The sequence below is a fragment of the Streptomyces sp. NPDC048560 genome (genome assembly GCF_040650955.1).
Taxonomy (GTDB): domain Bacteria; phylum Actinomycetota; class Actinomycetes; order Streptomycetales; family Streptomycetaceae; genus Streptomyces.
The window spans coordinates 405,737-429,520 of sequence record NZ_JBEZIJ010000006.1 but is presented as its reverse complement, the minus strand read 5'-3'; the positions used below and the strand labels follow the sequence as shown (position 1 = coordinate 429,520).

22 protein-coding genes are annotated in these 23,784 nt (G+C 71.8%); 8 read left to right on the top strand and 14 right to left on the bottom strand.

All coding sequences use genetic code 11. The annotated features are described in order from the left end of the window. Positions 1-4: 4 nt before the first annotated feature. Positions 5-904, bottom strand: coding sequence for a TIGR01777 family oxidoreductase (locus AB0C82_RS19120; protein ID WP_362843079.1), 900 nt, complete (start codon positions 902-904; stop codon positions 5-7). A gap of 115 nt (positions 905-1,019) precedes the next feature. Here AB0C82_RS19120 and AB0C82_RS19115 point away from each other — a divergent pair, with 115 nt between their 5' ends. Next, positions 1,020-1,538, top strand: coding sequence for a GNAT family N-acetyltransferase (locus AB0C82_RS19115; RefSeq protein WP_362843076.1), 519 nt, complete (start codon positions 1,020-1,022; stop codon positions 1,536-1,538). 66 nt (positions 1,539-1,604) lie between these two features. Here AB0C82_RS19115 and AB0C82_RS19110 read toward each other — a convergent pair whose 3' ends face one another. From AB0C82_RS19110 to AB0C82_RS19080, 7 genes are all read right to left on the bottom strand, one after another. Next, positions 1,605-2,126, bottom strand: a complete 522-nt coding sequence (locus AB0C82_RS19110; protein WP_362843182.1) for a DUF4240 domain-containing protein — start codon at positions 2,124-2,126, stop codon at positions 1,605-1,607. A 62-nt stretch (positions 2,127-2,188) separates the two neighbouring features. Beyond that, positions 2,189-3,160: a WYL domain-containing protein gene (locus tag AB0C82_RS19105; RefSeq protein ID WP_362843073.1), complete on the bottom strand. Its 972-nt coding sequence runs from the start codon at positions 3,158-3,160 to the stop codon at positions 2,189-2,191. Positions 3,161-3,288: 128 nt separating this feature from the next. Next, positions 3,289-5,958, bottom strand: coding sequence for a pyruvate dehydrogenase (acetyl-transferring), homodimeric type (gene aceE / locus AB0C82_RS19100; RefSeq protein ID WP_362843070.1), 2,670 nt, complete (start codon positions 5,956-5,958; stop codon positions 3,289-3,291). Positions 5,959-6,215: 257 nt separating this feature from the next. Continuing rightward, positions 6,216-6,839 (bottom strand): GntR family transcriptional regulator, encoded by a 624-nt coding sequence (locus AB0C82_RS19095; RefSeq protein WP_362843068.1) that lies wholly within the window; start codon positions 6,837-6,839, stop codon positions 6,216-6,218. 146 nt (positions 6,840-6,985) lie between these two features. After that, complete coding sequence (sucB, locus tag AB0C82_RS19090) at positions 6,986-8,704, bottom strand: 2-oxoglutarate dehydrogenase, E2 component, dihydrolipoamide succinyltransferase (protein ID WP_362843065.1); 1,719 nt, start codon at positions 8,702-8,704, stop codon at positions 6,986-6,988. A gap of 66 nt (positions 8,705-8,770) precedes the next feature. Continuing rightward, entirely contained in the window at positions 8,771-10,159 is a 1,389-nt protein-coding gene (lpdA, locus tag AB0C82_RS19085) for a dihydrolipoyl dehydrogenase (RefSeq protein WP_362843063.1), read from the bottom strand. A 302-nt stretch (positions 10,160-10,461) separates the two neighbouring features. Beyond that, the gene (locus AB0C82_RS19080; protein WP_362843060.1) at positions 10,462-12,015 is read right to left on the bottom strand and encodes a leucyl aminopeptidase; all 1,554 of its coding nucleotides are present in this window, start codon (positions 12,013-12,015) and stop codon (positions 10,462-10,464) included. 250 nt (positions 12,016-12,265) lie between these two features. Between AB0C82_RS19080 and AB0C82_RS19075 the strand changes: the two genes are divergently transcribed. After that, on the top strand, positions 12,266-13,159 hold the full coding sequence (locus tag AB0C82_RS19075) for an endo alpha-1,4 polygalactosaminidase (RefSeq protein WP_362843058.1): 894 nt from the start codon (positions 12,266-12,268) through the stop codon (positions 13,157-13,159). On the opposite strand, the gene cobS is transcribed toward AB0C82_RS19075, so the two are convergent. Continuing rightward, positions 13,156-13,932 (bottom strand): adenosylcobinamide-GDP ribazoletransferase, encoded by a 777-nt coding sequence (gene cobS / locus AB0C82_RS19070; protein WP_362843056.1) that lies wholly within the window; start codon positions 13,930-13,932, stop codon positions 13,156-13,158. The genes AB0C82_RS19075 and cobS overlap by 4 nt on opposite strands. Positions 13,933-14,019: 87 nt before the next feature. Between cobS and AB0C82_RS19065 the strand changes: the two genes are divergently transcribed. Further along, positions 14,020-14,781: a hypothetical protein gene (locus AB0C82_RS19065; protein ID WP_362843053.1), complete on the top strand. Its 762-nt coding sequence runs from the start codon at positions 14,020-14,022 to the stop codon at positions 14,779-14,781. A gap of 15 nt (positions 14,782-14,796) precedes the next feature. Here AB0C82_RS19065 and cobT read toward each other — a convergent pair whose 3' ends face one another. Continuing rightward, complete coding sequence (gene cobT / locus AB0C82_RS19060) at positions 14,797-15,933, bottom strand: nicotinate-nucleotide--dimethylbenzimidazole phosphoribosyltransferase (RefSeq protein ID WP_362843050.1); 1,137 nt, start codon at positions 15,931-15,933, stop codon at positions 14,797-14,799. 94 nt (positions 15,934-16,027) lie between these two features. After that, a complete protein-coding gene (locus tag AB0C82_RS19055) occupies positions 16,028-17,248 on the bottom strand; it encodes a bifunctional adenosylcobinamide kinase/adenosylcobinamide-phosphate guanylyltransferase (RefSeq protein ID WP_362843047.1) in 1,221 nt (406 codons plus the stop codon). 86 nt (positions 17,249-17,334) lie between these two features. Between AB0C82_RS19055 and AB0C82_RS19050 the strand changes: the two genes are divergently transcribed. After that, positions 17,335-17,544, top strand: coding sequence for a hypothetical protein (locus AB0C82_RS19050; RefSeq protein WP_362843045.1), 210 nt, complete (start codon positions 17,335-17,337; stop codon positions 17,542-17,544). Between the two features lie 123 nt (positions 17,545-17,667). Here AB0C82_RS19050 and AB0C82_RS19045 read toward each other — a convergent pair whose 3' ends face one another. The 3 genes from AB0C82_RS19045 to AB0C82_RS19035 form a co-directional block, all read right to left on the bottom strand. Continuing rightward, positions 17,668-18,750, bottom strand: coding sequence for a trypsin-like peptidase domain-containing protein (locus AB0C82_RS19045; protein ID WP_362843043.1), 1,083 nt, complete (start codon positions 18,748-18,750; stop codon positions 17,668-17,670). Positions 18,751-18,855: 105 nt separating this feature from the next. Further along, on the bottom strand, positions 18,856-19,608 hold the full coding sequence (locus AB0C82_RS19040) for a methyltransferase domain-containing protein (RefSeq protein WP_362843040.1): 753 nt from the start codon (positions 19,606-19,608) through the stop codon (positions 18,856-18,858). Between the two features lie 38 nt (positions 19,609-19,646). Beyond that, the gene (locus AB0C82_RS19035) at positions 19,647-20,246 is read right to left on the bottom strand and encodes a DUF3043 domain-containing protein (protein WP_362843038.1); all 600 of its coding nucleotides are present in this window, start codon (positions 20,244-20,246) and stop codon (positions 19,647-19,649) included. A 296-nt stretch (positions 20,247-20,542) separates the two neighbouring features. Here AB0C82_RS19035 and AB0C82_RS19030 point away from each other — a divergent pair, with 296 nt between their 5' ends. The 4 genes from AB0C82_RS19030 to AB0C82_RS19015 all read left to right on the top strand — a co-directional run bounded on the left by AB0C82_RS19030 (position 20,543) and on the right by AB0C82_RS19015 (position 23,736). Beyond that, entirely contained in the window at positions 20,543-21,325 is a 783-nt protein-coding gene (locus tag AB0C82_RS19030) for a PspA/IM30 family protein (RefSeq protein WP_362843035.1), read from the top strand. Between the two features lie 10 nt (positions 21,326-21,335). Continuing rightward, positions 21,336-21,614 carry a hypothetical protein gene (locus AB0C82_RS19025; RefSeq protein WP_362843032.1) on the top strand — a complete coding sequence of 93 codons (279 nt, stop codon included), beginning with the start codon at positions 21,336-21,338 and terminating at the stop codon, positions 21,612-21,614. A gap of 128 nt (positions 21,615-21,742) precedes the next feature. After that, a complete protein-coding gene (locus AB0C82_RS19020) occupies positions 21,743-23,050 on the top strand; it encodes a histidine kinase (protein WP_362843030.1) in 1,308 nt (435 codons plus the stop codon). After that, entirely contained in the window at positions 23,047-23,736 is a 690-nt protein-coding gene (locus tag AB0C82_RS19015) for a response regulator transcription factor (RefSeq protein ID WP_362843027.1), read from the top strand. The genes AB0C82_RS19020 and AB0C82_RS19015 overlap by 4 nt, the downstream gene beginning before the upstream one ends. Positions 23,737-23,784: the final 48 nt, after the last annotated feature.

Here is a 23,784-nt window from a genome sequence, read left to right as displayed (position 1 = left end):
GGCGTCAGCGCAGCGCGGCCCGGATCGCCGCGTCGATGCCGGGGAACGCGAACGAGAACCCCGAGTCGAGCAGTTGACCGGGCAGTACCCGCTGGCTGCCCAGCACGTCCGTCGCGAAGCCGCCCAGCGCGACCCGCAGCGCGGGCGCCGGCGCGGTGAAGAGTGCCGGGCGGTGCAGCACCCGCCCCATCGCGGCCGTCACCTCCCTGTTGGTGACCGGGTCGGGGCCGGTCAGATTGACCGGGCCCGACAGCGCCGGGGTGTCGATGATGTGCCGCAGCGCCGCGATGTGGTCGTGCAGCGCGATGAAGCTCCAGAACTGCCGCCCGTTGCCGAGCCGTCCGCCCAGTCCCGCCTTGAACAGGGGGAACAGCCGCCCCCAGGCCCCGCCCTCCCGCGCGACGACCAGGCCCGTGCGCCCGAACACGGTCCGTACGCCCGCTTCCTGGGCGGCGGTCGCTGCCTCCTCCCACTCCACGCAGACGGACGGCAGGAAGCCCTCGCCGGGCGGAGCGCTCTCGTCGACCGCCCGGTCCCCGGTGTCGCCGTAGTAGCCGATCGCCGACCCGGACAACAGCAGTTTCGGCGGGGTGTCGAGGGAGGCGACGGCCTCGGCGATCGCCGCCGTGCCCAGCACCCGGCTCTCCCGGATCTCGCGCTTGTACGCCTCCGTCCAGCGGCGGTCACCGACTCCGGCGCCTGCCAGGTGGACGACGGCGTCACAGCCGACGAGCCCGGCCACGTCGACGTACTGGCGCTTGGGGTCCCACTCCACCTCGTCGCCCGCGGTGGCAGGCCGGCGCACCAGGCGGACCACCTCGTGCCCGTCGGTGAGGAGCGAACGCACCAGCGCCGCTCCGATGAGTCCGGTCGAACCGGTGACGGCGATACGGGAGTGCGGCATGGCCCCATCCTGCCTCAGCCGTGCTTCGCGACGCCGTGTTCCGGCCGCCCGTGGGGCGTCGCGATTCGAGAGAACGCGCTGACCGCAGGGGGTGGAGCGTGCCAGAGTGGAACGTATGCCCGAACTGCGCACGCGCCCCGTCCGTCACGCCGTCCTCGCCGACAACGAGGCGCTGGGAGAACTCGACCGGGCCACCTGGTCGACGCTGCACGCGGTGCAGCCGCAGCCCCAGCCCCCGTACGAGCCGTTCTTTGACGAGGGGCACCGGCCGGAGGACTTCCTCGTGGCGGAGGCGGAGGACACCGAGGGCCGGCCGGCCCTCGCCGGCTACATCCGGCTGGTCGCGCCCACCCCGCTCGCCTGCAACGCGCACGTGCGCCAGATACAGGGCCTCGCCGTGGCCGACTGGGCGCGCGGGCGGGGCGTCGCACGAGCCCTGCTGCACGCCTCGTTCGCCGAGGCGCGGCGCCAGGGCGCCAACCGCATCACCCTGCGGGTCCTCGGCCACAACACCCCGGCCCGCGCGCTGTACGCGGCTGAGGGCTTCGTGGTCGAGGGTGTACTCCCCGGCGAGTTCTTCCTCCACGGACGGTACGTCGACGACGTACTGATGGGCCGTTCGCTCGCGCCCTGAACATCCCCGGCCGCCCAGGATCATGGCGCCCGGCCCCCCTACAGGCCCTCGCGAGGCCCTTCGGCCTCAGGCCGGGCCGAAGCGGTCCCAGAGCGCGGGGAAGCGGGCGGCCAGCTGGGAGTCGTCCTCCAGGCCGAAGGGCACGCCCTCCGGCTCGGCCGACTGGGGCGGGACACCGAGGTCCGGCGTGACCACTCCGGTGAGCTGTTCGTACGCCTCGTCGGCGGCGTAACCGAGATCCTCACCGTCCCCGTCGAACTCCTCGTCGAAGTCGTCGAGGAGCTCGGCGAGGCTGTCCGGATCGTGCACCGCACCCTCGAAGACCTCCCGGCCCTGCCCGATCAGCCAGCAGCGGAAGTAGTCGAACGCGTCGTCGCTCGCCCCGCCGAGCAGCACCGCCGCCGCGCCCCACAGGTCCCAGCGGTACGCGCGGTTGTAGCGGGCCTCGAAATGCCGGGCGAAGTCCAGCACGGAGTCGGGGTCGAGCTGCACCAGCCGCTCGACGAGCAGATCGGCATGGTCCTCGGGGTCGCCATCGGCGGCCTCGCGGGTGCTGTCGATGATCTCCCAGAACTCCGTCTCGTCCATCACGGGTCAAGCATCGGCCTTGGCGACGGGCGACGCACGCGGAGACACCGAAATGAAGCCCTTCAGCCATAGAGATCGCGCATCCGTTCGGCCGCATCGGCGAACCGTGCGCGGAGTCCGGCCGGTTCGAGCACTTCCAGCTCCGGCCCGAGTCCCAGCAACTGGCCGTACGCGACGTCGAGCGACTCCACGGCGAGGGTGAGCGTGCGCCGGCCGTCGGGGCCGGGCGGCTCGGCGCGCTCCAGCGCCTCCCGGGCAGCCGCCCGGTCGCCGGTGTGCGCCAGCCGCCGGGCACCCGCCTCCGAGACGCGCACGGTCACCTCGGTGCGCAGGATCGACCGGGCGAACTGCTCCGAGCGCGCGTCCCAGAAGCCGGGCAGATCGAAGTCCTCGTCGCGGACGAAGCGCTCGTCGGTCACCGTGACGGCCGCGAACCGGTCGATCCGGTACACCCGGAAGCCGTCCTGTGCCCGCGCGCAGAGGTACCAGATGCCGCCCTTCAGGACGAGCCCGTACGGGGAGAGCTCCCGATCGGCCTCGTCCCGCGCACCGGCCCTGCGGTAGCGCGCCCTGACGATCCGGTCGTCCCAGACGGCCTCCGCGACGGCGGGCAGCAGCTCGGGCGTCACGGGCTCCTGGTACCAGCCCGGCGCGTCCAGGTGAAAGCGCTGAGCCGCGCTGGCAGAGGCGTCGCGGAGCGAGGGCAGCAGAGCCGCCGACACCTTCAGCCGGGCCGCGGACGCGGCGTCGTCGAGCCCCATCTCCCGCAGGGCGGACGGCAGGCCGGAGAGGAAGAGCGCCTCGGCCTCGTGCCGTGCCAGCCCGGTGAGCCGGGTCCGGTACCCCCCGACCAGCCGGTACCCGCCCGCCCGCCCCCGCTCCGCGTACACGGGCACCCCCGCCTCGGACAGCGCCTGGGCGTCCCGGGTGACGGTCCGCTCGGACACCTCCAGCTCCCGCGCCAGCTGTGCCGCGGTCATGGAGGGGCGGGACTGGAGCAGCAGCACCATTTTGATCAGACGGGCAGCACGCATGGGGCCATTGTGAGGGCGCCCCCGAACTGCGCCCCCATGGCCGGGCAGGCGCAAGAAAAGAGCCCTCGATCGCCGGGCAGGTTCGAAGGTTCGAGCCTGCCCGGCGATCGAGGGCGAAGGCGGCCAGGTCAGAGACCGTACCGCTCCCGTGCTTCCTTCACCGCCGACGCCGGTACCTCGCCGCGCCGCGCCAGCTGGGCCAGCGCCGCGACCGCGACCGACTGGGCGTCGACACCGAAGTGGCGGCGGGCCGCCTCACGCGTGTCGGAGAGACCGAAGCCGTCCGTGCCGAGCGAGGACCAGTCCTGCTCCACCCACTGGCTGATCTGGTCCGGAACCGCACGCATCCAGTCGCTGACGGCGAGCACGGGGCCCGGCGCACCGGACAGCGCCTGCGTCACGTACGGCACCCGCTGTTCGCCGTGCAGTATCGCCTCGTCGGCCAGCAGCGCCTCGCGGCGCAGCTCGCCCCACGAGGTCGCGGACCAGACGTCGGCCGTGACACCCCAGTCCGCGGCCAGCAGTTCCTGCGCCTCAAGGGCCCAGTGGATCGCCGTACCGGAGGCCAGCAGCTGGAGCCGCGGTGCGTCCGCGCCCGCGGGCGTGCCCTCCTTGAAGCGGTACAGGCCCTTGACGATGCCCTCCTCGACGCCTTCCGGCATCGCGGGCTGGCGCTTCGGCTCGTTGTAGACCGTCAGGTAGTAGAAGACGTCCTCGGCGTCGGGGCCGTACATCCGGCGCAGACCGTCCTTGACGATCACCGCCACCTCGTACGCGAACGCCGGGTCGTAGTTCAGCGAGGCGGGGTTCGTCGACGCGATGAGGTGCGAATGGCCGTCCGCGTGCTGGAGGCCCTCTCCCGTCAGCGTCGTCCGGCCGGCCGTCGCACCGACGATGAAGCCCTTGCCGAGCTGGTCGGCGAGCTGCCACATCTGGTCGCCGGTCCGCTGCCAGCCGAACATCGAGTAGAAGATGTAGAACGGGATCATCGTCTCGCCGTGCGTCGCGTACGACGTCGACGCGGCGATGAAGTCCGCCATGGCACCGGCCTCGGTGATCCCCTCGTTGAGGATCTGGCCGTCCTTGGCTTCCTTGTAGTACATCAGCTGGTCGCGGTCGACCGGCTCGTACGTCTGGCCCAGCGGCGAGTAGATGCCCGCCGACGGGAACAGCGACTCCATGCCGAACGTGCGCGCCTCGTCCGGGACGATCGGCACCCAGCGCCTGCCGGTCTGCTTGTCCCGCATCAGGTCCTTGGCCAGGCGTACGAACGCCATGGTGGTGGCCATCTCCTGCTTGCCGGACCCCTTGTACAGAGCCTGGAACGCGCGCTCCTCCGGCTCCGGCAGTGCCACCGCGTGCACCCGGCGTGCCGGTGCGGGGCCGCCGAGCGCGGCGCGGCGCTCCTGGAGGTAGCGGACCTCGGGGGAGTCCGCGCCCGGGTGGCCGTACGGCACGAGGCCGTCGGTGAAGGCGCTGTCCGGGATCGGCAGACCGAGGAGTTCGCGCATGTCCTTGAACTCGTCGACCGACAGCTTCTTCATCTGGTGGTTGGCGTTCTTGGACTCGAAGCCCTTGCCGAGCGTGTAGCCCTTCACCGTCTGCGCGAGGATCACGGTCGGCGCGCCCTTGTGCTCGACGGCCGCCTTGTACGCCGCGTAGACCTTGCGGGCCTCGTGGCCGCCGCGCGAGGTGTAGAAGCACTCGGCGATCTTCGCGTCGGTGAGCAGTCCGGCCAGCTCGGCGAGCGCGGGCTCGGCGCCGAAGAAGTGCTCGCGGATGTAGGCGACGTCGCGGGTGGCGTACGTCTGGAACTGCGCGTCCGGGACCTCCCGGAGCCTGCGTATCAGCGCACCGGAGGTGTCCAGCTGGAACAGCTCGTCCCAGGCGTTGCCCCAGAGCGTCTTGACGACGTTCCAGCCGGCTCCGCGGAACGCGCCCTCCAGCTCCTGGACCACGCGGAAGTTGGCGCGGACCGGGCCGTCGAGACGCTGCAGGTTGCAGTTGATGACGAAGGTCAGGTTGTCGAGCTGCTCACGGGCCGCGAGGGCGAGGGCGGCGGTCGACTCGGGCTCGTCCATCTCGCCGTCGCCCAGGAAGGCCCAGACGTGCGAGTTCGACGTGTCCTTGATGTTGCGGTTGGCCAGATAGCGGTTGAAGCGCGCCTGGTAGATGGCCGAGAGCGGGCCGAGGCCCATCGACACGGTGGGGAACTCCCACAGCCAGGGAAGCCGCCGCGGGTGCGGGTAGGAGGGCAGGCCCTCGCCGCCCGCCTCCTGGCGGAACTTGTCGAGCTGCTGCTCGCTGAGCCGGCCGTCCAGGAAGGCGCGGGCGTAGATGCCGGGGGAGGCGTGGCCCTGGATGTAGAGCTGGTCGCCTGAGCCGTCCCCCTCCTTGCCGCGGAAGAAGTGGTTGAAGCCGGTCTCGTACAGCCAGGCGGCCGACGCGAAGGTGGCGATGTGGCCGCCGACGCCGTAGCGGGCGCCACGGGTCACCATGGCCGCCGCGTTCCAGCGGTTCCACGCGGTGATGCGGGACTCCATCTCCAGGTCACCGTCGAAGGCGGGCTCCGCGGCGGTCGGGATGGAGTTGACGTAATCGGTCTCCAGCAGCTTGGGCAGCGCGAGACCGGCACCCTCGGCGTGCTGGAGCGAGCGCCGCATGAGGTACGCGGCCCGGTGCGGGCCGGCGGCCTTGGTGACGGCATCGAGGGAGGCCGCCCATTCAGCGGTCTCCTCGGGGTCACGGTCCGGGAGCTGGTCGAGCTCGCTCGGAAGCTTTCCTACGGGGTCGGTCATGATCGCCGCCTTCCGGAGAGGAGGGGGGTGGAGAAGGCCCTGGCTGGCAGGACAGGGCGATGGGGCCGGTGGGCCCGCGGAGTGAACTGTAGAGCGCTGATCGATGATCGATCAAAGGGTTGAAGGGCAAAACTTCTCGATATGAAGAAAGTGGCATTCGGTGCCTCGAAACAGGGCACGCAGTGACGTCACAAATAGGATAAAAACGGCGCTCGACTGTGCAGGCGAGCGCCGGGTGCTACAGATGGGCAAGGGGGTCACGCACGAGGCGCGCAGCCGAGGACGTGTGCCTTGACCAGGGCGCCGATCTGCGGGTCCTTCCGCAGGAACGCCTCGATGAGCGCCTCGTGCTCCTCCGCGTACGACTTCTGCACCGTGCCGAGCCACCGGATCGACAGGGCGGTGAACACCTCGATGCCCAGGCCCTCCCAGGTGTGCAGGAGCACGGCGTTGCCCGCGGCCCGCACCATCTCCCGGTGGAAGGCCACGGTGTGCCGCACCTGGGCCTCGCCGTCGGCCAGCCGGTCCGCCTCGTACAGGGCCGTCACATGGGGCGCCAGCGCCGAGCAGTCGTCCCCGAGGCGGGGGGCCGCCAGCTCTGCCGCGATCTGCTCCAGGCCCGCACGTACGGGGTAGCTCTCCTCCAGGTCGGCCGCCGTCAGATTCCGCACCCGTACGCCCTTGTTGGGCGCCGACTCGATCAGGCGGAGGGTCTCCAGCTCGCGCAGGGCCTCCCGTACGGGGGTCTGGCTCACCTCCAGCTCGGTCGCGATGCGGCGCTCCACGATCCGCTCGCCCGGCTTCCAGCGCCCGCTGACGATCCCGTCCACGATGTGCTCGCGGATCTGTTCGCGCAGCGAGTGGACGACGGGCGGGGTCATGAGGGGCTCCTTCTGAGCAATCCGGCGCTGCCTGCACCACGCGGCCACCTGGGCGACCGCTGGTGTCTAGACAATACGGCGGCGCCCCCGGCCGGAAGTGATCCGGACGGGGGCGCCGCTGGTGAGGCTGGTTACAGGCGCGTCGCTCAGAGGCCGAGCTCGACCTCGAACTCACCGGCTTCCAGGATCGCCTTGACCGTCGTCAGGTAACGGGCGGCGTCCGCGCCGTCCACCAGACGGTGGTCGTAGGAGAGCGAGAGGTACGTCATGTCGCGCACCGCGATCGTCTCGCCGAGGTCCGGGTGGTTGATGACCACCGGACGGCGGACCGTGGCACCGATGCCCAGGATGGCTGCCTGGTTCGGGGGCACGATGACGGTGTCGAACAGCGCACCGCGCGAACCGGTGTTGCTGATCGTGAAGGTGGCACCGGACATGTCGTCCGGGGTCAGACCGCCGCCGCGGGCCTTGCCGGCCAGCTCGAAGGTCTTCTTCGCGATACCGGCGATGTTCAGGTCGCCCGCGCCCTTGATGACCGGGGTCATCAGGCCCTTCTCGGCGTCCACGGCGATGCCGATGTTCTCCGAGTCGAAGTACGTGATGGTGCCTTCGTCCTCGTTGATCCGGGCGTTGACGACCGGGTGGGCCTTCAGCGCCTGGGCCGCGGCCTTCACGAAGAAGGGCATCGGGGACAGCTTGACGCCCTCGCGGGCGGCGAAGGAGGCCTTCGCCTGGTTGCGCAGCTTCATCAGCTTCGTGATGTCGACCTCGAGCACCGAGGTCAGCTGGGCCTGCGAGTGCAGGGCCTTCATCATGTTGTCGCCGATGACCTTGCGCATACGGGTCATCTTGACCGTCTGGCCGCGCAGCGGGGACGTCTCGAGCTTCGGCGCCTTGGCGGCCGGAGCTGCGGCGGCCGGAGCCGGAGCGGCAGCGGCGGCCTTGGCGGCCTCCGCGGCGGCGACGACGTCCTGCTTGCGGATACGGCCACCGACACCGGTGCCCTTGACCGCGCCCAGGTCGACGCCGTTCTCGGCGGCGAGCTTGCGGACCAGCGGCGTGACGTACGCGCCGTCGTCACCGGAAGGCGCGGCCGGTGCGGCCGGTGCCGGGGTGACGGGTGCCGGAGCGGCGGCCGGAGCCGGAGCCGCGGCGGCGGGCGCCGCCGGAGCGGGCGCGGGAGCCGGGGCAGCCGGAGCTGCCGGGGCCGGAGCTGCGGCGGCGGGCGCCGGAGCCGGGGCGGCCGGAGCCGGGGCCGGAGCAGCGGCAGGAGCCGGAGCGGCGGGGGCCGGGGCGGCCGCCGGAGCGGCACCCGGGGCACCGATGACGGCGAGCTTCGCGCCCACCTCGGCGGTCTCGTCCTCGCCGACGACGATCTCCAGCAGCACGCCGGAGACCGGGGCCGGGATCTCGGTGTCGACCTTGTCCGTGGAGACCTCGAGGAGGGGCTCGTCCTCGGTGACCTCCTCGCCGACCTGCTTCAGCCAGCGGGTGACGGTGCCCTCGGTGACGCTCTCGCCGAGCGCCGGAAGGGTGACGTCGGTGCCGGATGCGGCAGCGGCCGGAGCGGCGGCGGGAGCCTCGGCCGCGGGGGCCTCGGCAGCCGGAGCGGCGGCGGGCGCGCCCGAACCGTCGTCGATGACGGCCAGCTCGGCGCCGACCTCGACGGTCTCGTCCTCGGCGACCTTGATGGACGACAGGATGCCGGAGGCGGGCGCCGGGATCTCGGTGTCGACCTTGTCGGTCGAGACCTCGAGCAACGGCTCGTCGGCCTCGACGCGCTCGCCCTCGGCCTTCAGCCAACGGGTGACAGTGCCCTCGGTGACGCTCTCGCCGAGCGCCGGAAGGGTTACGGAAACCGACATGGTTTCAGTTGCTCCTTACGAAAGTGCGGAAGTGGTCGGTCGTCTCGTCGCGCCCGTTCGACCGGGTCAGTCGTGGGAGTGGAGGGGCTTGCCGGCCAGGGCCAGGTGAGCCTCGCCGAGCGCCTCGCTCTGCGTCGGGTGGGCGTGGATGAGCTGCGCGACCTCGGCGGGCAGCGCCTCCCAGTTGTAGATCAGCTGTGCTTCGCCGACCTGCTCGCCCATACGGTCACCGACCATGTGGACGCCGACCACGGCACCGTCCTTGACCTGGACGAGCTTGATCTCGCCCGCGGTCTTCAGGATCTTGCTCTTGCCGTTGCCCGCGAGGTTGTACTTGAGGGCGACGACCTTGTCCGCACCGTAGATCTCCTTGGCCTTGGCCTCGGTGATGCCGACGGAGGCGACCTCGGGGTGGCAGTACGTCACCTTCGGCACGCCGTCGTAGTCGATCGGCACGGTCTTGAGACCGGCCAGCCGCTCCGCCACGAGGATGCCCTCGGCGAAGCCGACGTGCGCGAGCTGAAGGGTCGGGGCCAGGTCGCCCACGGCCGAGACCGTCGGGACGTTGGTCCGCATGTACTCGTCGACGAGGACGTAGCCGCGGTCCATCGCGACGCCGGCCTCCTCGTAGCCCAGACCCTGCGAGACCGGACCACGGCCGATGGCGACCAGAAGCACCTCGGCCTCGAAGGTCTTGCCGTCGGCGAGGGTCACGCGGACCCCGTCCTGCGTGTACTCGGCCTTGTCGAAGAAGGTGCCGAGGTTGAACTTGATGCCGCGCTTGCGGAACGCGCGCTCAAGAAGCTTCGAGCTGTTCTCGTCCTCGACCGGGACGAGGTGCTTCAGGCCCTCGACGATGGTGATGTCGGTGCCGAAGGACTTCCACGCCGAGGCGAACTCGACGCCGATGACGCCGCCGCCCAGGACGATCGCGGACTTCGGGACACGGTCGAGCTTCAGCGCGTGGTCCGAGGAGATGATGCGGTTGCCGTCGATCTCCAGGCCCGGCAGCGACTTCGGCACGGAGCCGGTCGCCAGCAGGACGTGGCGGCCGGTGACGCGCTCGCCGTTCACGTCGACGGAGGTGGGGGAGGAGAGCCGCCCCTCACCCTCGATGTAGTGCACCTTGCGCGAGGCGATGAGTCCCTGCAGACCCTTGTACAGGCCCGAGATGACCTCGTCCTTGTACTTGTGGACGGCCTCGATGTCGATGCCCTCGAAGGTGGCCTTCACGCCGAACTGACCGGCCTCGCGGGCCTGGTCGGCGATCTCGCCGGCGTGCAGCAGCGCCTTCGTGGGGATGCAGCCGTTGTGCAGGCAGGTGCCGCCGACCTTGCCCTTCTCGATCAGGGCGACTTCCAGACCCAGCTGCGCTCCGCGAAGGGCCGCGGCGTACCCGCCGCTACCACCGCCGAGGATCACTAGGTCGAAAACGGTGCTGGCGTCGTTCGCCACGTCACGTCCTCCATGCATGTGCGCCGTACGCCGGGGCCCCGTCGCTGGGGTGTGACCGGCCGGTCGGCTGGTGTTCGGCCGCTTTGTCTTTCGGCCCTGTGGTGGGGGCCCTGTCCTGCCGAGAACCCATCTTCGCACTTGTTGACGGCGGGCGGGACGCGGGGCCCGGGTCGGAGGCGGATGATCAGCCGCCTCCGGGGGTTACTGCTGCGTACAAAAAATGGGTGAGGCCTTCCGGCGCCCCTGCGTGAACGCGTACGGCCCCGGACGTATGCCCGGGGCCGACGTCACGGAGGACCGGGTCAGCCGAGGTCGCCGGCGGCGGTGTGCTCCGCCAGCGCGACCAGGGTGCGGACCGCGGAACCGGTGCCGCCCTTCGGCGTGTAGCCGTAGGGTGCGCCCTCGTGGAAGGCGGGGCCCGCGATGTCCAGGTGCGCCCAGGCGATGCCCTCGCCCACGAACTCCTGGAGGAACAGACCGGCGACCAGGCCGCCGCCCATGCGCTCGCCCATGTTGGCGATGTCGGCGGTCGGGGACTCCATGCCCTTGCGCAGGTCGGCGGGGAGCGGCATCGGCCACGAGGCCTCGCCGACCTCCTCGGCGATCTCGTGGATGGAGGTGCGGAAGGCGTCGTCGTTCGCCATGATGCCGAACGTGCGGTTGCCCAGGGCGAGGACCATCGCGCCGGTCAGGGTGGCGACGTCGACGATGGCGTCCGGGTTCTCCTCGGAGGCGCGGGTCAGCGCGTCGGCGAGGACGAGCCGGCCCTCGGCGTCCGTGTTCAGGACCTCGACGGTCTTGCCGCTGTACATGCGCAGGACGTCACCGGGGCGGGTGGCGTTGCCGGACGGCATGTTCTCGGCGAGCGCGAGCCAGCCGGTGACGTTGACCCGGAGGCCGAGACGGGCGGCGGTGACGACGGCCGCGAACACGGCGGCGGCGCCGCTCATGTCGCACTTCATCGTCTCGTTGTGGCCGGCCGGCTTGAGCGAGATGCCGCCCGAGTCGTAGGTGATGCCCTTGCCCACGAGGGCCAGGGTCTTCTCCGCCTTGGGGTGCGTGTAGGCGAGCTTCACGAGACGGGGGCCGTGGGCCGAGCCCTGGCCGACGCCCAGCAGACCGCCGAAGCCGCCCTTCACGAGGGCCTTCTCGTCGAGCACCTGCACCTTGATGCCGTGCTCCTTGCCCGCGGCGGTGGCCACGGCGGCGAAGGACTCGGGGTACAGGTCGTTCGGCGGGGTGTTGACCAGGTCGCGGGCGCGGTTGATCTCCTCGACGAGCGCGGTGGCGCGCTCGGCGGCGGCCTTGAACGCCTTGTCGCGCGGCTTGGTGCCGAGCAGGGCCACCTCGGCGAGCGGCAGCTTCGGGCCCTTGTTCTTGGCGCCCTTGGGGGCGAGCGAGTTCTCGCCGCCCTGGTAGGCGGTGAAGGCGTACGCGCCCAGGAGCGCGCCCTCGGCGACCGCGCCGGCGTCCTCGACGGACGTGACGGGGAGCGCGAAGCCGGCCTTCTTGGAACCGGCCAGCGCGCGGGCGGCGGAGCCCGCGGCCTTGCGCAGCGTCTCGGGGTCGAACGCGTCGTCCTTGTCCGGGACCGTACCGAGGCCGACCACGATGACGACCGGGGCCTTGAGGCCGGCCGGCGCGGGGAGCTTGGTCACTTCGCCCTCGGCACCGGAGGCACCCAGGGTCTCCAGGACGGCGGCGAGCTTTCCGTCGAACGCCTTGTCCACGGCCTCGGCGCCCGGCGCGAGGACCAGGTCCCCAGACTTGGATCCAGCGCCCTTGGCGACGCCGACGACGAGAGCGTCGGCGCGCAGCGTCGCCGCACCGGCAGTGCTGAGAGTGAGAGCAGTCACGGTGGTGAAATCTCGCTTCCGTTGAGTTCTGTTGTCGGTCGAGGGGTGGGCCGACCGTGCCCGGCGCATCGTAGACGGCGCCGCAATGTGCCGGGAATGAGCCTACGCGCGCCTTTCCTGTTGCCTCACAGCGGCGGGCCGTCCCCGGCCCCGCCCGGGTGTACGCGCGTCCGCCGGGCGGCCGGGTCCGGCACGAAGGGGCCGCGCCGGTAGGGTCGTTGCCGGGGCCGGCTCGAACAGGGGGAGAACGATGCGGTGGCAGGGCCGGGTCCGAGGTACGCGGCCGTGGGCGCCGCCGTCCGCCGCCGTACCGATTCTGTTGCTTCTGCTCGCCGCCTGCACCTCGGCGCCGCCGACCCCGCCGCAGTCCTCGCCGCCGCCCTCCCCGGCCGCATCCTCGGCGGACCCCTCCGCCTCCGGACGACGGGACCCGGGTGCGTACTGGCGCCCCGAGCCCGGCACCGACTGGCAGTGGCAGCTCTCCGGGAAGCTCGACACCTCGGTGGACGCGCCGGTCTATGACATCGACGGCTTCGAGAACGGTGCGGCGCAGGTGGCGGAACTGCACCGCCGGGACCGCAAGGTCATCTGCTACCTCTCCACCGGCGCCTGGGAGGAGTTCCGCCCGGACGCCGGGAAGTTCCCGGCGGCGGTGCTCGGCAAAGGCAACGGCTGGAAGGGCGAGCGCTGGCTGGACATCCGCCGCACCGACGTCCTGGAGCCGCTGATGGACGCACGGATCGCGATGTGCGCGAAGAAGGGCTTCGACGCGGTGGAGCCGGACAACATGGACGCCTACCTCAACCCGTCCGGCTTTCCGCTCACCGCCGACGACCAGCTGCGCTACAACCGGCTGATCGCCCGCCTCGCCCACGGGCACGACCTCTCGGTGGGACTGAAGAACGACCTGGACCAGATCCCGGAGCTGGAGCCCGACTTCGACTTCGCGGTCAACGAGCAGTGCGCCCAGTACGAGGAGTGCGACGCCGTCTCCCCGTTCATCGAGGCGGGCAAGGCGGTCCTCCACGCGGAGTACGAGCTGGAGCCGGCCGAGTACTGCGCCCAGTCACGGCGGCTGAAGCTGAGCTCCCTGCGCAAGGAGTACGCACTCGACCCCTGGCGCGAGACCTGCGCGGGGAGCTAGAACGCCAGCACCACCAGCGCCGCCGTCGCGGCCGTCTCCTCCAGCGCCCCGAACACATCCCCCGTCACCCCGCCGAAGCGCCGTACACAGTGCCGCAGCAGCAGGTGGGCGACGCCCAGGGCGACGACCACGGCCAGGGCGTGGTGCGCCGCCCCGTAACCGCCCAGCAGGGCCCCCGCGCCCGCACAGGCCACGACGGCCAGGACGGCCACGGCCGCCGCACCGCCGCGGGGGACCGTTCCCGCCACCGCCGCCCCCAGGCCCTCGGGCCGGGCCGGCGGGACGCCCTGACGGGACGCCAGGGTGAGCGCCAGCCGGGCGGCGACCGCGGCCACCACCGCCCCGGCGGCGCCGTGCGCCCAGCTCTGCCCGAACAGCTCGAAGAGGGCGGCGACCTGTGCCAGCAGGACGAGGAGCAGGGTGATGACACCGAACGGACCAATGTCCGACTGCTTCATGACGCGCAGCGCCTCCCCGGCGGGCTTCGCGCTGCCGAGGCCGTCCGCCGTGTCCGCGAGGCCGTCCAGGTGCAGCCCCCGGGTGACGGCCGCCGGTACGGCGACGGAGACCACCGCGGCGAGCAGGGGCCCCGAACCCAGCAGCAGCGACAGGGCGCCCGGCACGGCTGCGAGCAGGCCCACCAGGAGCCCGGCGAGGGGGGCGCACATCATGCCGGCGCGGGCGGTCTCGCGGTCCCAGCGGGTCACGCGGACGGGGAGCGCGGTGAGGGTGCCGAAGGCGAAACGCAGGCCGTGGCTGTTCAGGGAGGTCACCGCGCGCAGGCTAGCCGGTGCCCGTCGACGATAGATTGGGCAAATCGCCTCAAATGTATCTGATGTGACTTATCGGGAGTGGGTGGCATGGGTCACTGGTTGCACCAGAACTTCGTCGAGCCGGGCAAGCTTCCGATGCTTCTCGCCCTGACCGCCTTCGTGCTGACGTTCGCCATCACTCGGATGATCACCCGGCTGATCCGTGCGGGGAAGGGCCCCTTCCGCAACGTCACGCCCGGGGGCGTGCACGTCCATCACGTGGTGCCCGGGGTGGTGCTCACCGTGCTCGGCGGCTTCGGCGCGGTCGCCAGCGGCCGGCATGGTTTCGGGGCCTCGCTCTGCGCGGTGATCTTCGGCGTGGGCGCGGGCCTGGTACTCGACGAGTTCGCGCTGATCCTGCACCTGGACGACGTGTACTGGACCGAACAGGGCCGCCAGAGCGTGGAGGTCGTCGTCCTCACCGCCGCGCTCGTGGGGCTCTTCCTCGGCGGCTTCTCGCCGCTCGGGGTGGACGAGCTCAGCGACGACGAGCAGCAGGGCCGGCTGAGCATCGTCACGACGCTCGTCGTCAACTTCGCCTTCGTACTGATCGCCCTGTTCAAGGGCAAGGTGCGCATGGCGGTACTCGGCGCGCTGATTCCGTTCGTCGCCCTGGTGGGCGCGGTGAGGCTGGCCCGCCCGACCTCACCGTGGGCGAAGCGGTTCTACCGGAACCGGCACCGGGCCAGATCGAAAGCGGTGCTGCGCGCCTATCACCACGACCGGCGCTGGGCCGGTCCGCGCCGCCGCTTCCAGGACCTGATCGGCGGCGCTCCCGACCGGACCCCGCTCCCCACCGCCAAACCCTGACCGCCGCACGCCGGGTCAGGCGCCGGCCTTCTCGTCGACGGATCCAGCGTGCTCGGCGGCCTCACCGGTCTCACCGGTCTCGGGGTCCTCCTCGACCTCGTCGGCCGCCTTCTCCTCCGCACGCTCCGGCAGTTCGGCCGCCAGCGCCGCCGCGGCCTGAACCAGGGGAAGCGCGAGGATCGCCCCGCTGCCCCCGCCCACGGTCACCCCGTGATCGAGCAGCGGTGTGAGTGCCATCCGGTCCAGCGCCTTGGCCTGCGCCGGCTCGCCGCTCGCCTGACCCGCCAGCCACCAGTCCGGTGCCCGGAACGCGGCCCGCTGCGCCACCAGGGCGCAGGCCGACCCGACGACACCGTCCAGGATCACCGGCATCCGGCGGACCGCGCTCTGCAGCAGGAAGCCCGTCATCGCCGCCAGGTCGGCCCCGCCGACCGCGGCCAGCAGCTCCAGCTGATCGCCCAGCACCGGCCGCGCCCTGCGCAGTGCGTCACGGATCGCGGCGCACTTGCGCATCCACGCCAGGTCGTCGATCCCGGTGCCGCCGCGGCCGGTGACCACCGAGGCGTCCGTGCCGCACAGGGCGGCGATCAGGACGGCGGCCGACGTGGTCCCGCCGACACTCAGATCACCGAGCACCACCAGGTCCGTGCCGGAGTCGGCCTCCTCGTCGGCGATCGCCATGCCCAGCCGTACGGCCTGCTCGGCCTCCTCGGCCGTCATCGCGTCCTCGACGTCGATGCGCCCGCTTCCGCGCCGCACCCGGTGCCGTACGACGGATTCGGGCAGCAGCCCGGGATCACAGTCGAGGCCGGCGTCGACGACCCGTACGGGAACCGAGAAGCGGCGGGCCAGTACGGCGACGGGGCTCGCACCGTCCAGCGTGTCCCGGACGAGCTCGTACGCGGTGCCCGCGGCGCGGCCCGAGACATCCAGCGCCGCCACCCCGTGGTCCGCGGCGAAGACGACCACGCGTGGCTGCTCCACCGGCCTGACCGGTACGGCCTGCTGGGCTGCGGAGAGCCATTCGCCCAGCTCGTCGAGGCGCCCGAGCGCTCCGGGCGGCACGCTCAGCCGCTCCCGCCGTTCCTCGGCGTCGCGCCGTACGCCGCCGTCGGGGCGTTCGATCAGGTCGGAGAAGTCGTCCAGATTCACGGGGGTCTGCCTCGCGGGGTCGGTACGTGATGGCCCGGGAACCCGGCGGCGGGCTCCCCGACGGAACAGTACCCGGGGTCATTCTGACCCTCCGTCAGACGGGCGCCCCCGGATCACCCCGGAGCACCAGCACCTGCCCGGCGACCACCATCAGCACGTGCTCGCACTCCGCGGCGAAGGCGGCGTTCAACCGCCCCAGCTCGTCCCGGAAGCGCCGCCCGGAGGCCGTCGCGGGGACCACCCCCGAACCCACCTCGTTCGTCACCGCCACCACGGTCCGCCGGGTCCCGCGCACCGCGCGCACCAGCTCCGCGACCCGCGCCCGCAAGGCCTCCTCCCCGCTCCCCGCCCATGTCGCGTCGTCCCAGGCCCCCACCCGGTCCATGGCATCCGTCAGCCAGAGCGCCAGACAGTCGATCAACAGCGGGGGACCGTCGGCCGCCAGCAGTTCCGCCAGTTCGCAGGTCTCCTCCGTACGCCACGCGGCCGGTCTGCGCTCCCGGTGCAGCCCGACCCGCGCCGCCCATTCCGCGTCCCCGTCCCGGCCGCCGCCGGTCGCCACGTACACGACCTCGGGGAAGGTCTCCAGCCGCTGTTCGGCCTCCAGGGACTTGCCCGACCGTGCGCCACCGGTCACCAGCGTGCGTCGCGGGACATCGGGCACCGCGTGGTACTCGCCCACCACCAGCGTCGTCCCGTCCGGCACGGCCCGCGCCCCGGACGCGGCGAGCCGCCGGTCCAGGGCGACGCCGGGCGCCGCGTCGTGGTCCAGATGGACGGCGATCACCTCGGTCGTCGGGCCGATCGCCTCCACCGCCCGCAGGCGGGCCACCGCGTCGGGCCGACCGATCACGTCGCCCACCACCATGTCGTACGGCTCGGCGGCCCGGTCGGCGAGCCCGCTGGGAGCGGCGCCCGGCGGCAGGTACAGCAGCCGCTCGCCCTCCGGTGACGTCACCTCGTAACCGGTCCCCGGAGCGTCCATCGCCACCGCCCGCACCCGGTGGCCGCTGATCAGCGTCAACACCTGACCGTCCGGCACCCGGCCGGCCGACGGCAGCCCCGCAGGCAGTTCGAGGGCCGGCCCGTCATGGGGATGGGTGAGCAGCACCTGGCGTACGGCGGTGAGCGAATGTCCCGCCCGGGCGGCGGCGAGCACGGCCCCCGGGGTCAGGTCCAGCAGCAGCGCGTCGTCCACCAGGAGCGCGGTCGCGGCACGCGCACGCACACCGCGGGCCGAGGCGCAGGCCGCGCAGGGGCATTCGGGCCGCGGCAGCCCGTCGGGGGCTCCGGTGCCGAGCAGAGTCAGTTCCACGTACTGATCTTCCCCCGTCCGGGCACCCCGTGCGCGCCCGGGACAGGCACTAGGCTCTGGGCAGCAACGTGACCCAGGAGGCGGACATGGCGTGGACGTGGCGGTTCGAGAAGTCCGACGGTACGGAGACGGAGCCGGCTCTGACGCCGGACGAGTTCACGACCCAGGGCGATGCGGAGTCCTGGATCGGTGAGTTCTGGAAGGAGCTTCTGGAGGGCGGGGCGGAACAGGTCACGCTCTTCGAGGACACGACGAAGATCTACGGTCCGATGAGCCTCTCGGCAGACCAGGCCTGACGCTCCGTCCCCGTACCCGGCCGCCGGACAGACCCGGTCCACGGGCCTGCCCGGCGGTCGAGGGGACATCGGGGGGGCGAGGGACAGGCCCTCCTTGATCCGGCCTGATCCGAACGGCAGGCCCTAGATCTCGCCCAGCGTGACCTCGGCCGTCTTCTGCGTGTCGTCGCGCTGGTACGTCACGGTGACCTTCTGGCCGGGTTCGTCGTCCGCCAGAGCCTCCGACAGCGAGGTGATCGTCGTGACCTCGGTGTCGCCGATCTTCGTGATGATGTCTCCGGCCCGGAGCCCCGCCTTGTCGGCGGCTCCGCCCTCGGTCACGCTGACCAGCGCGACTCCGGCCGGCCGGTAGTCGTCGTCGACGACCGTGCGCCCGGTGATGTTCAGGGCCGCCCGGCCCGAGTCGGTGACCCTGCCGTCCTTGATGATCTGGTCGGCGACCGTTCGCACCATGGAGACCGGAATCGCGAATCCGATCCCCGGCGCCGGGCTGTCACCCATCCGCGAGTCGGTCGCCGCCAGGGTCGGGATGCCGATCACCTCGCTGTCGAGGTTCACGAGCGCGCCGCCGCTGTTGCCCGGGTTGATCGCCGCCGAGGTCTGCACCATGTTGGCGATGGTCGCCCCGGTGCCGCCGCCCGCACCGCTCTCGGTGACGGTCCGGCCGAGGGCCGAGACGATGCCCTGGGTGACGCTGCTGGACAGGCCGAGCGGTGAACCCATCGCCATCACGATCTGCCCCACCGCCACCTTGTCGGAGTCACCGAACTTCGCGGCCTTCAGCCCGTCGGGCATCTCGTCGAGCTTGAGGACGGCGAGGTCCTGCTGCGGATACGCCGAGACCAGGGAGGCGCCCAGCACCTCCCCGCCGGTGGCGACGGTGACCTTGAAGGCCTTCCCGTCGCCGACCACATGGGCGTTGGTGACGATGTGGCCGTCGGAGTCGTAGACGATGCCGGAGCCCAGGCCGCCCGCCGCGTCGATCTGCACGACGGACGGCAGGACGTTCTTGATGACGGTCTGGTAGTCGTCCTGCAGATCGTTCGTCGCCCGGGACACCGGGCCCTGCCGTGCCGGGTCCGACGGGGTGGCTTCGGGCGCGGCGGAGCCGGACTCCGGGCCGGAGCAGCCACTCGCCAGGGCGATCACGCAGACGCCGGCGGTCAGGGAGAGCAGCAGCCGGCCGCGGGAGGGGGATACACGCATGTCCGGAGTATCACCGGCGCCCCGGCGCGAGGGCCTGCGCTGATACGCCGGCCGGGTGCACGGCGCCTGCCCGGCACCGCCACCCCCCGGGCCGCTCCGGAAGCGTCAGCCGCGTACGCCGCAGAGGTGCAGCAGCGCCGCCACCCGGCGGTACGGATCGGTCCGTCCGGCCCGGTCCTCGGCGTCCATCAGCCGGGCCAGTTCCGCCGGGGCCGGCAGTTCCGCGTCGTTGCTCACGTTGTCGCAGAACACCCGCACCCCGTACCAGGCGTGCAGCGGCGCGGCGATCCCGGCGAGCGTGGCGGTCAGGGCGGCGAGGTGATCGGCCCGCACCGTGACGCCGATCCGGTTGGTGTACGTGTCCGTGTCGAACGCGGCGAGCGCCCCGTCGAAGTCCCCGGCGGTCCCGGGCCTCATCGCCAGCGCGTCCGCGTTCCGCACGAGCAGCGAGAGGAGCCCCCCGGACGCCAGCATCCGGGCGAGGCCCGCCAGCATCGGATCGGGCTCCTGGACGTACATGAGCACGCCGTGGCACAGCACCACGTCGAAGCTTCCGGGCAGGAAGTGGACCCCGGTCTCCTGGCCGTCGCCCTCGATCAGCCGGACCCGCTCACGGATACCCTCGGGCTCCCCCGCGAGCGCTTCACGGGCGGCCGCCAGCATCGTGCCGTCGGGCTCCAGCCCGGTCACGGAGTGACCGGCCCGGGCCAGGCGCAGGGCCTGGGTGCCCTGCCCCAGGCCGACGTCGAGCACCCGCAGGCGCTGTCCCACCGGGAAGCGCGCGGCTATCTGCTCGTCCAGCTGCCGGGCGACGAGCTCCTGGCGGACCGCGTTACGCAGTCCGCCGAGACCCCTCATCCACGCCGGAGCGGCCCCCGTGAAGCCGGAGGCCGCGCTCAGGGCCGCTCTCCGCGCTTGACCTGCGGCTTGGGAAGCCGCAGTCGGCGCATCTGGAGCGTACGCATCAGGCCGTACGCGACGGCGCCGCGCTTCGGGGTGTCGGGGAAGCGCTCCCGCAGCTGCTTCTTGAGCCGGAACGCCAGACCGATCGAGTCGACGACGATCAGCACGATCACGCCGAGCCAGAGCAGCAGGGAGATGTTCTGGATGTTCTGGATCTGGATCACGCTGAGAATCAGGATGATCACTGCCAGCGGCAGGAAGTACTCGGCGATGCAGAAGCGCGAGTCCACGAAGTCACGGACGAAGCGCCGGACCGGCCCCTTGTCACGCGGCGGCAGATAGCGCTCGTCGCCGGTGGCGAGGGCCTCGCGCTGCTTGGCCAGATCGGTACGCCTCGCTTCGCGCTGGCGCTTCATGGCCTCCTTGCGGTCGGTCGGCGTACTGGAGGCACGACGCCGCTGCGTCTGGGCCTCGCTGCGCTTGGGGGTGGGGCGACCCTTGGGGGACTGGGGGTCGCGGGGCTGCTTGGAGAGGTCCGCCGTCACCTTGCCGGTGGGGGCCTTCTCGTCCTTGGAGGAACGGCTACGGAACACAAAACCCAAGGGTACGGGGTCGATCGTGAGGAGTCCCGACCGGTCGGGAACGATCCGGCAACGGCCCGCGTCCTTAAAGGCATCCCGACAGGGGCAGAACGGACGGTGCCGTGCGTTTCCCTGACGGTCACCTACTCCCTGCGCGGGAGTGGTGACCAGCGGCAGTCGTCCTTGGGGAGGAGCACATCCGTGCTCCGACAGTGCGGTAATAGAGACAGGGCCCGTACTGTGGGTTCTGTTGGAGTGCCGGAGCTCAGTCCGTCAGAAGGGGGCGCGCGAAGCCCATGAGCGGTGTCATGAAGCGTATGGGAATGATCTTCCGCGCGAAGGCAAACAAGGCCCTTGACCGGGCCGAGGACCCGCGCGAGACCCTCGACTACTCGTACCAGAAGCAGCTGGAGCTGCTTCAGAAGGTGCGCCGCGGTGTCGCCGACGTGGCGACCTCGCGCAAGCGGCTGGAACTGCAGCTCAACCAGTTGCAGGGCCAGTCGTCGAAGCTGGAGGACCAGGGCCGCAAGGCACTCGCGCTCGGCCGCGAGGATCTGGCCCGTGAGGCGCTGTCGCGCCGTGCGGCCCTCCAGCAGCAGGTCACGGACCTGGAGACGCAGCACCAGACGCTGCAGGGCGAGGAGGAGAAGCTCACCCTCGCGGCCCAGCGGCTCCAGGCCAAGGTCGACGCCTTCCGTACCAAGAAGGAGACCATCAAGGCGACGTACACGGCCGCACAGGCGCAGACCCGGATCGGCGAGGCCTTCTCGGGCATCTCCGAGGAGATGGGTGATGTCGGCCTGGCGATCCAGCGGGCCGAGGACAAGACGCAGCAGCTCCAGGCGCGGGCCGGCGCCATCGACGAGCTGCTCGCCTCCGGCGCCCTGGACGACCCGACCGGCACGGCGAAGGACGACATCGCCGCCGAGCTGGACCGGATCTCCGGTGGTACGGATGTGGAGCTGGAGCTGCAGCGCATGAAGGCCGAACTGGCCGGCGGCTCCTCCGCCCAGCAGCAGGCCATCGAAGGCGGCACGCAGGACGCCGCCCCGCAGTCGCAGCAGAGTCCGCACAGGTTCGACAAGCAGTAAGGGCAACGTCATGATCGTACGGATCATGGGGGAGGGCCAGCTCACGCTGGCCGACAGTCACGTCGCGGAGCTCAACAAGCTCGACGACGAGTTGCTCGCCGAGATGGAGAGCGGCGACGGCGCAGGGTTCCGCTCCACGCTCGAAGCGCTCCTGGACAAGGTGCGGGAGCTGGGTTCGCCCCTGCCGGACGACTCCCTGGAGCCGTCCGAACTGATCCTGCCGACGTCCGGCGCGACCCTCGAAGAGGTGCGCGACATGCTCGGCGACGACGGCCTGATCCCCGGCTGACGCACCACCCGCTCCAGCACCCGCCTCTGTGCCCCGCCCGGTCCGCCGGCCGCGGGGCACAGTGCTGTAGCGGAATCCGCGCACCTACGGGACATGGCGGCGCGCGACACGCCGTACCGTTGCTCGACGTGACCACCCTCGGAACCCGGTTCGCACGTGCCCGTCGCTGGCTGTGCGACCACCCCCTCGCCTTCGACGCGGGGCTCGCGCTGGGCGTGCTCCTCTGCATGATCTGCGCGTCGTTCGCCGACCCGAACCACGGGGCGAACGGACCTTCCTTCGGCAGCCGCACCCCCGGACCGTTCAGCGTCCTGCTGATGGTGCTCGGGGCCGCCGCCCTCGTCCTGCGGCGGCGGAGCCCGATGGCGGTGCTCGCCGCCACCGGGGCACTGTCGGCCGCCGAGTTCGTGGTGATCGACCCGCCGGCCCCCGTGGTGATGAGCGCCGTGATCGCGCTCTACACGGTGGCCTCCCGCACCGACCGCCCCACCACCTGGCGGGTCGGCCTGCTGACCATGACGGTACTGACGGCTGCGGCGATGTTCTTCGGCTCGGCCCCCTGGTACAGCCAGGAGAATCTCGGCGTCTTCGCGTGGACCGGCATGGCGGCCGCGGCGGGGGACGCCGTACGCAGCAGGCGCGCGTTCGTCGACGCGATCAGGGAGCGCGCGGAACGCGCCGAGCGCACCCGTGAGGAGGAGGCGCGCCGAAGGGTCGCCGAGGAGCGGCTGCGGATCGCCCGGGACCTCCACGACGTCGTCGCGCACCACATCGCCCTCGTCAACGTGCAGGCGGGCGTCGCGGCCCACGTCATGGACAAGCGGCCGGACCAGGCGAAGGAGGCGCTCGCCCACGTCAGGGACGCCAGCCGCTCCGCACTCAACGAACTCCGCGCCACCGTCGGGCTGCTCCGCCAGTCCGGCGACCCGGAGGCACCCACGGAACCGGCTCCCGGGCTCGCCGTGCTCGGCGAACTGGTGAACACCTTCCGCAACGCCGGGCTCCCCGTCGAGGTCGCCTGCACGGACCCGGAGAACCCGCTGCCCGCCGCCGTCGACCTGGCCGCCTACCGGGTCATCCAGGAGGCGCTGACCAATGTGCGCAAGCACGCGGGGACGGACGCCAAGGCCGAGGTGAGTGTCGTACGGGTCGGGGCGACCGTGGAGATCACGGTGCTCGACAACGGCCGAGGCCGGGCGCGCGCGGGCGAGCGCTCCCTCACCGGCGAGAGGGCCGGGAGAGCGGCCGGGGACGCCGACGGCGGCGGCCACGGGCTCATCGGTATGCGCGAACGCGTCACCGCCTTCGGCGGCACCCTCACGGCGGGCCCCCGCTACGGCGGCGGCTTCAGGGTTCATGCGATCCTGCCGGTCAAGGCCCGCACGGGTGAGCAGGCGACGTCCGCGGTGCTGGGCGGAACGGGGGGACAGGCGTGAATCCGATCAAGGTGCTCCTCGCCGACGACCAGGCACTGCTGCGCAGCGCCTTCCGGGTGCTCGTCGACTCGGAGCCCGACATGCACGTCGTGGGAGAGGCCGCGGACGGCGCCGAAGCCGTTGCCCTGGCCCGCTCGACGGGCGCCGACGTGGTGCTGATGGACATCCGGATGCCCGGCACGGACGGCCTCGCCGCCACCCGCATGATCAGCGCCGACCCGGAGCTGGCGGATGTCCGGATCGTCATGCTCACCACCTTCGAGGTCGACGAGTACGTGGTGCAGTCCCTGCGCGCGGGGGCGTCGGGCTTCCTGGGCAAGGGCGCCGAACCGGACGAACTGCTCAACGCCATCCGTATCGCCGCGGGAGGCGAGGCGCTGCTCTCCCCGGCAGCCACCAAGGGGCTCATCGCCACCTTCCTCGCCCAGGGCGGGAATTGGGGCGAGGGGCCGGACGCCGCCGCGTACTCCCAGCGGCTCGCGGCGCTCACCGTGCGCGAACGCGAGGTGCTTGTCCTGGTCGCGGGCGGGCTCTCCAACGACGAGATCGCCGAGCGGCTCACCGTCAGCCCGCTCACCGTCAAGACCCATGTGAACAGGGCCATGGCGAAACTCGGCGCCCGCGACCGGGCTCAATTGGTGGTAATCGCGTACGAATCGGGCCTGGTGCGTCCCAGGGTCGAGTAGCGGTCCCGGCAAGGGTGGAGAGGGTGTGTACTCCACCTGCGGTATGCG

Bases quoted from the DNA above. Each gene is read 5' to 3' on its own strand.
- AB0C82_RS19120 (WP_362843079.1), bottom strand. From the start codon at position 904: ATGCCGCACTCCCGTATCGCCGTCACCGGTTCGACCGGACTCATCGGA.
- AB0C82_RS19115 (WP_362843076.1), top strand. From the start codon at position 1,020: ATGCCCGAACTGCGCACGCGCCCCGTCCGTCACGCCGTCCTCGCCGAC.
- AB0C82_RS19110 (WP_362843182.1), bottom strand. From the start codon at position 2,126: ATGGACGAGACGGAGTTCTGGGAGATCATCGACAGCACCCGCGAGGCC.
- AB0C82_RS19105 (WP_362843073.1), bottom strand. From the start codon at position 3,160: ATGCGTGCTGCCCGTCTGATCAAAATGGTGCTGCTGCTCCAGTCCCGC.
- aceE (WP_362843070.1), bottom strand. From the start codon at position 5,958: ATGACCGACCCCGTAGGAAAGCTTCCGAGCGAGCTCGACCAGCTCCCG.
- AB0C82_RS19095 (WP_362843068.1), bottom strand. From the start codon at position 6,839: ATGACCCCGCCCGTCGTCCACTCGCTGCGCGAACAGATCCGCGAGCAC.
- sucB (WP_362843065.1), bottom strand. From the start codon at position 8,704: ATGTCGGTTTCCGTAACCCTTCCGGCGCTCGGCGAGAGCGTCACCGAG.
- AB0C82_RS19075 (WP_362843058.1), top strand. From the start codon at position 12,266: ATGCGGTGGCAGGGCCGGGTCCGAGGTACGCGGCCGTGGGCGCCGCCG.
- AB0C82_RS19065 (WP_362843053.1), top strand. From the start codon at position 14,020: ATGGGTCACTGGTTGCACCAGAACTTCGTCGAGCCGGGCAAGCTTCCG.
- AB0C82_RS19050 (WP_362843045.1), top strand. From the start codon at position 17,335: ATGGCGTGGACGTGGCGGTTCGAGAAGTCCGACGGTACGGAGACGGAG.
- AB0C82_RS19045 (WP_362843043.1), bottom strand. From the start codon at position 18,750: ATGCGTGTATCCCCCTCCCGCGGCCGGCTGCTGCTCTCCCTGACCGCC.
- AB0C82_RS19040 (WP_362843040.1), bottom strand. From the start codon at position 19,608: ATGAGGGGTCTCGGCGGACTGCGTAACGCGGTCCGCCAGGAGCTCGTC.
- AB0C82_RS19030 (WP_362843035.1), top strand. From the start codon at position 20,543: ATGAAGCGTATGGGAATGATCTTCCGCGCGAAGGCAAACAAGGCCCTT.
- AB0C82_RS19025 (WP_362843032.1), top strand. From the start codon at position 21,336: ATGATCGTACGGATCATGGGGGAGGGCCAGCTCACGCTGGCCGACAGT.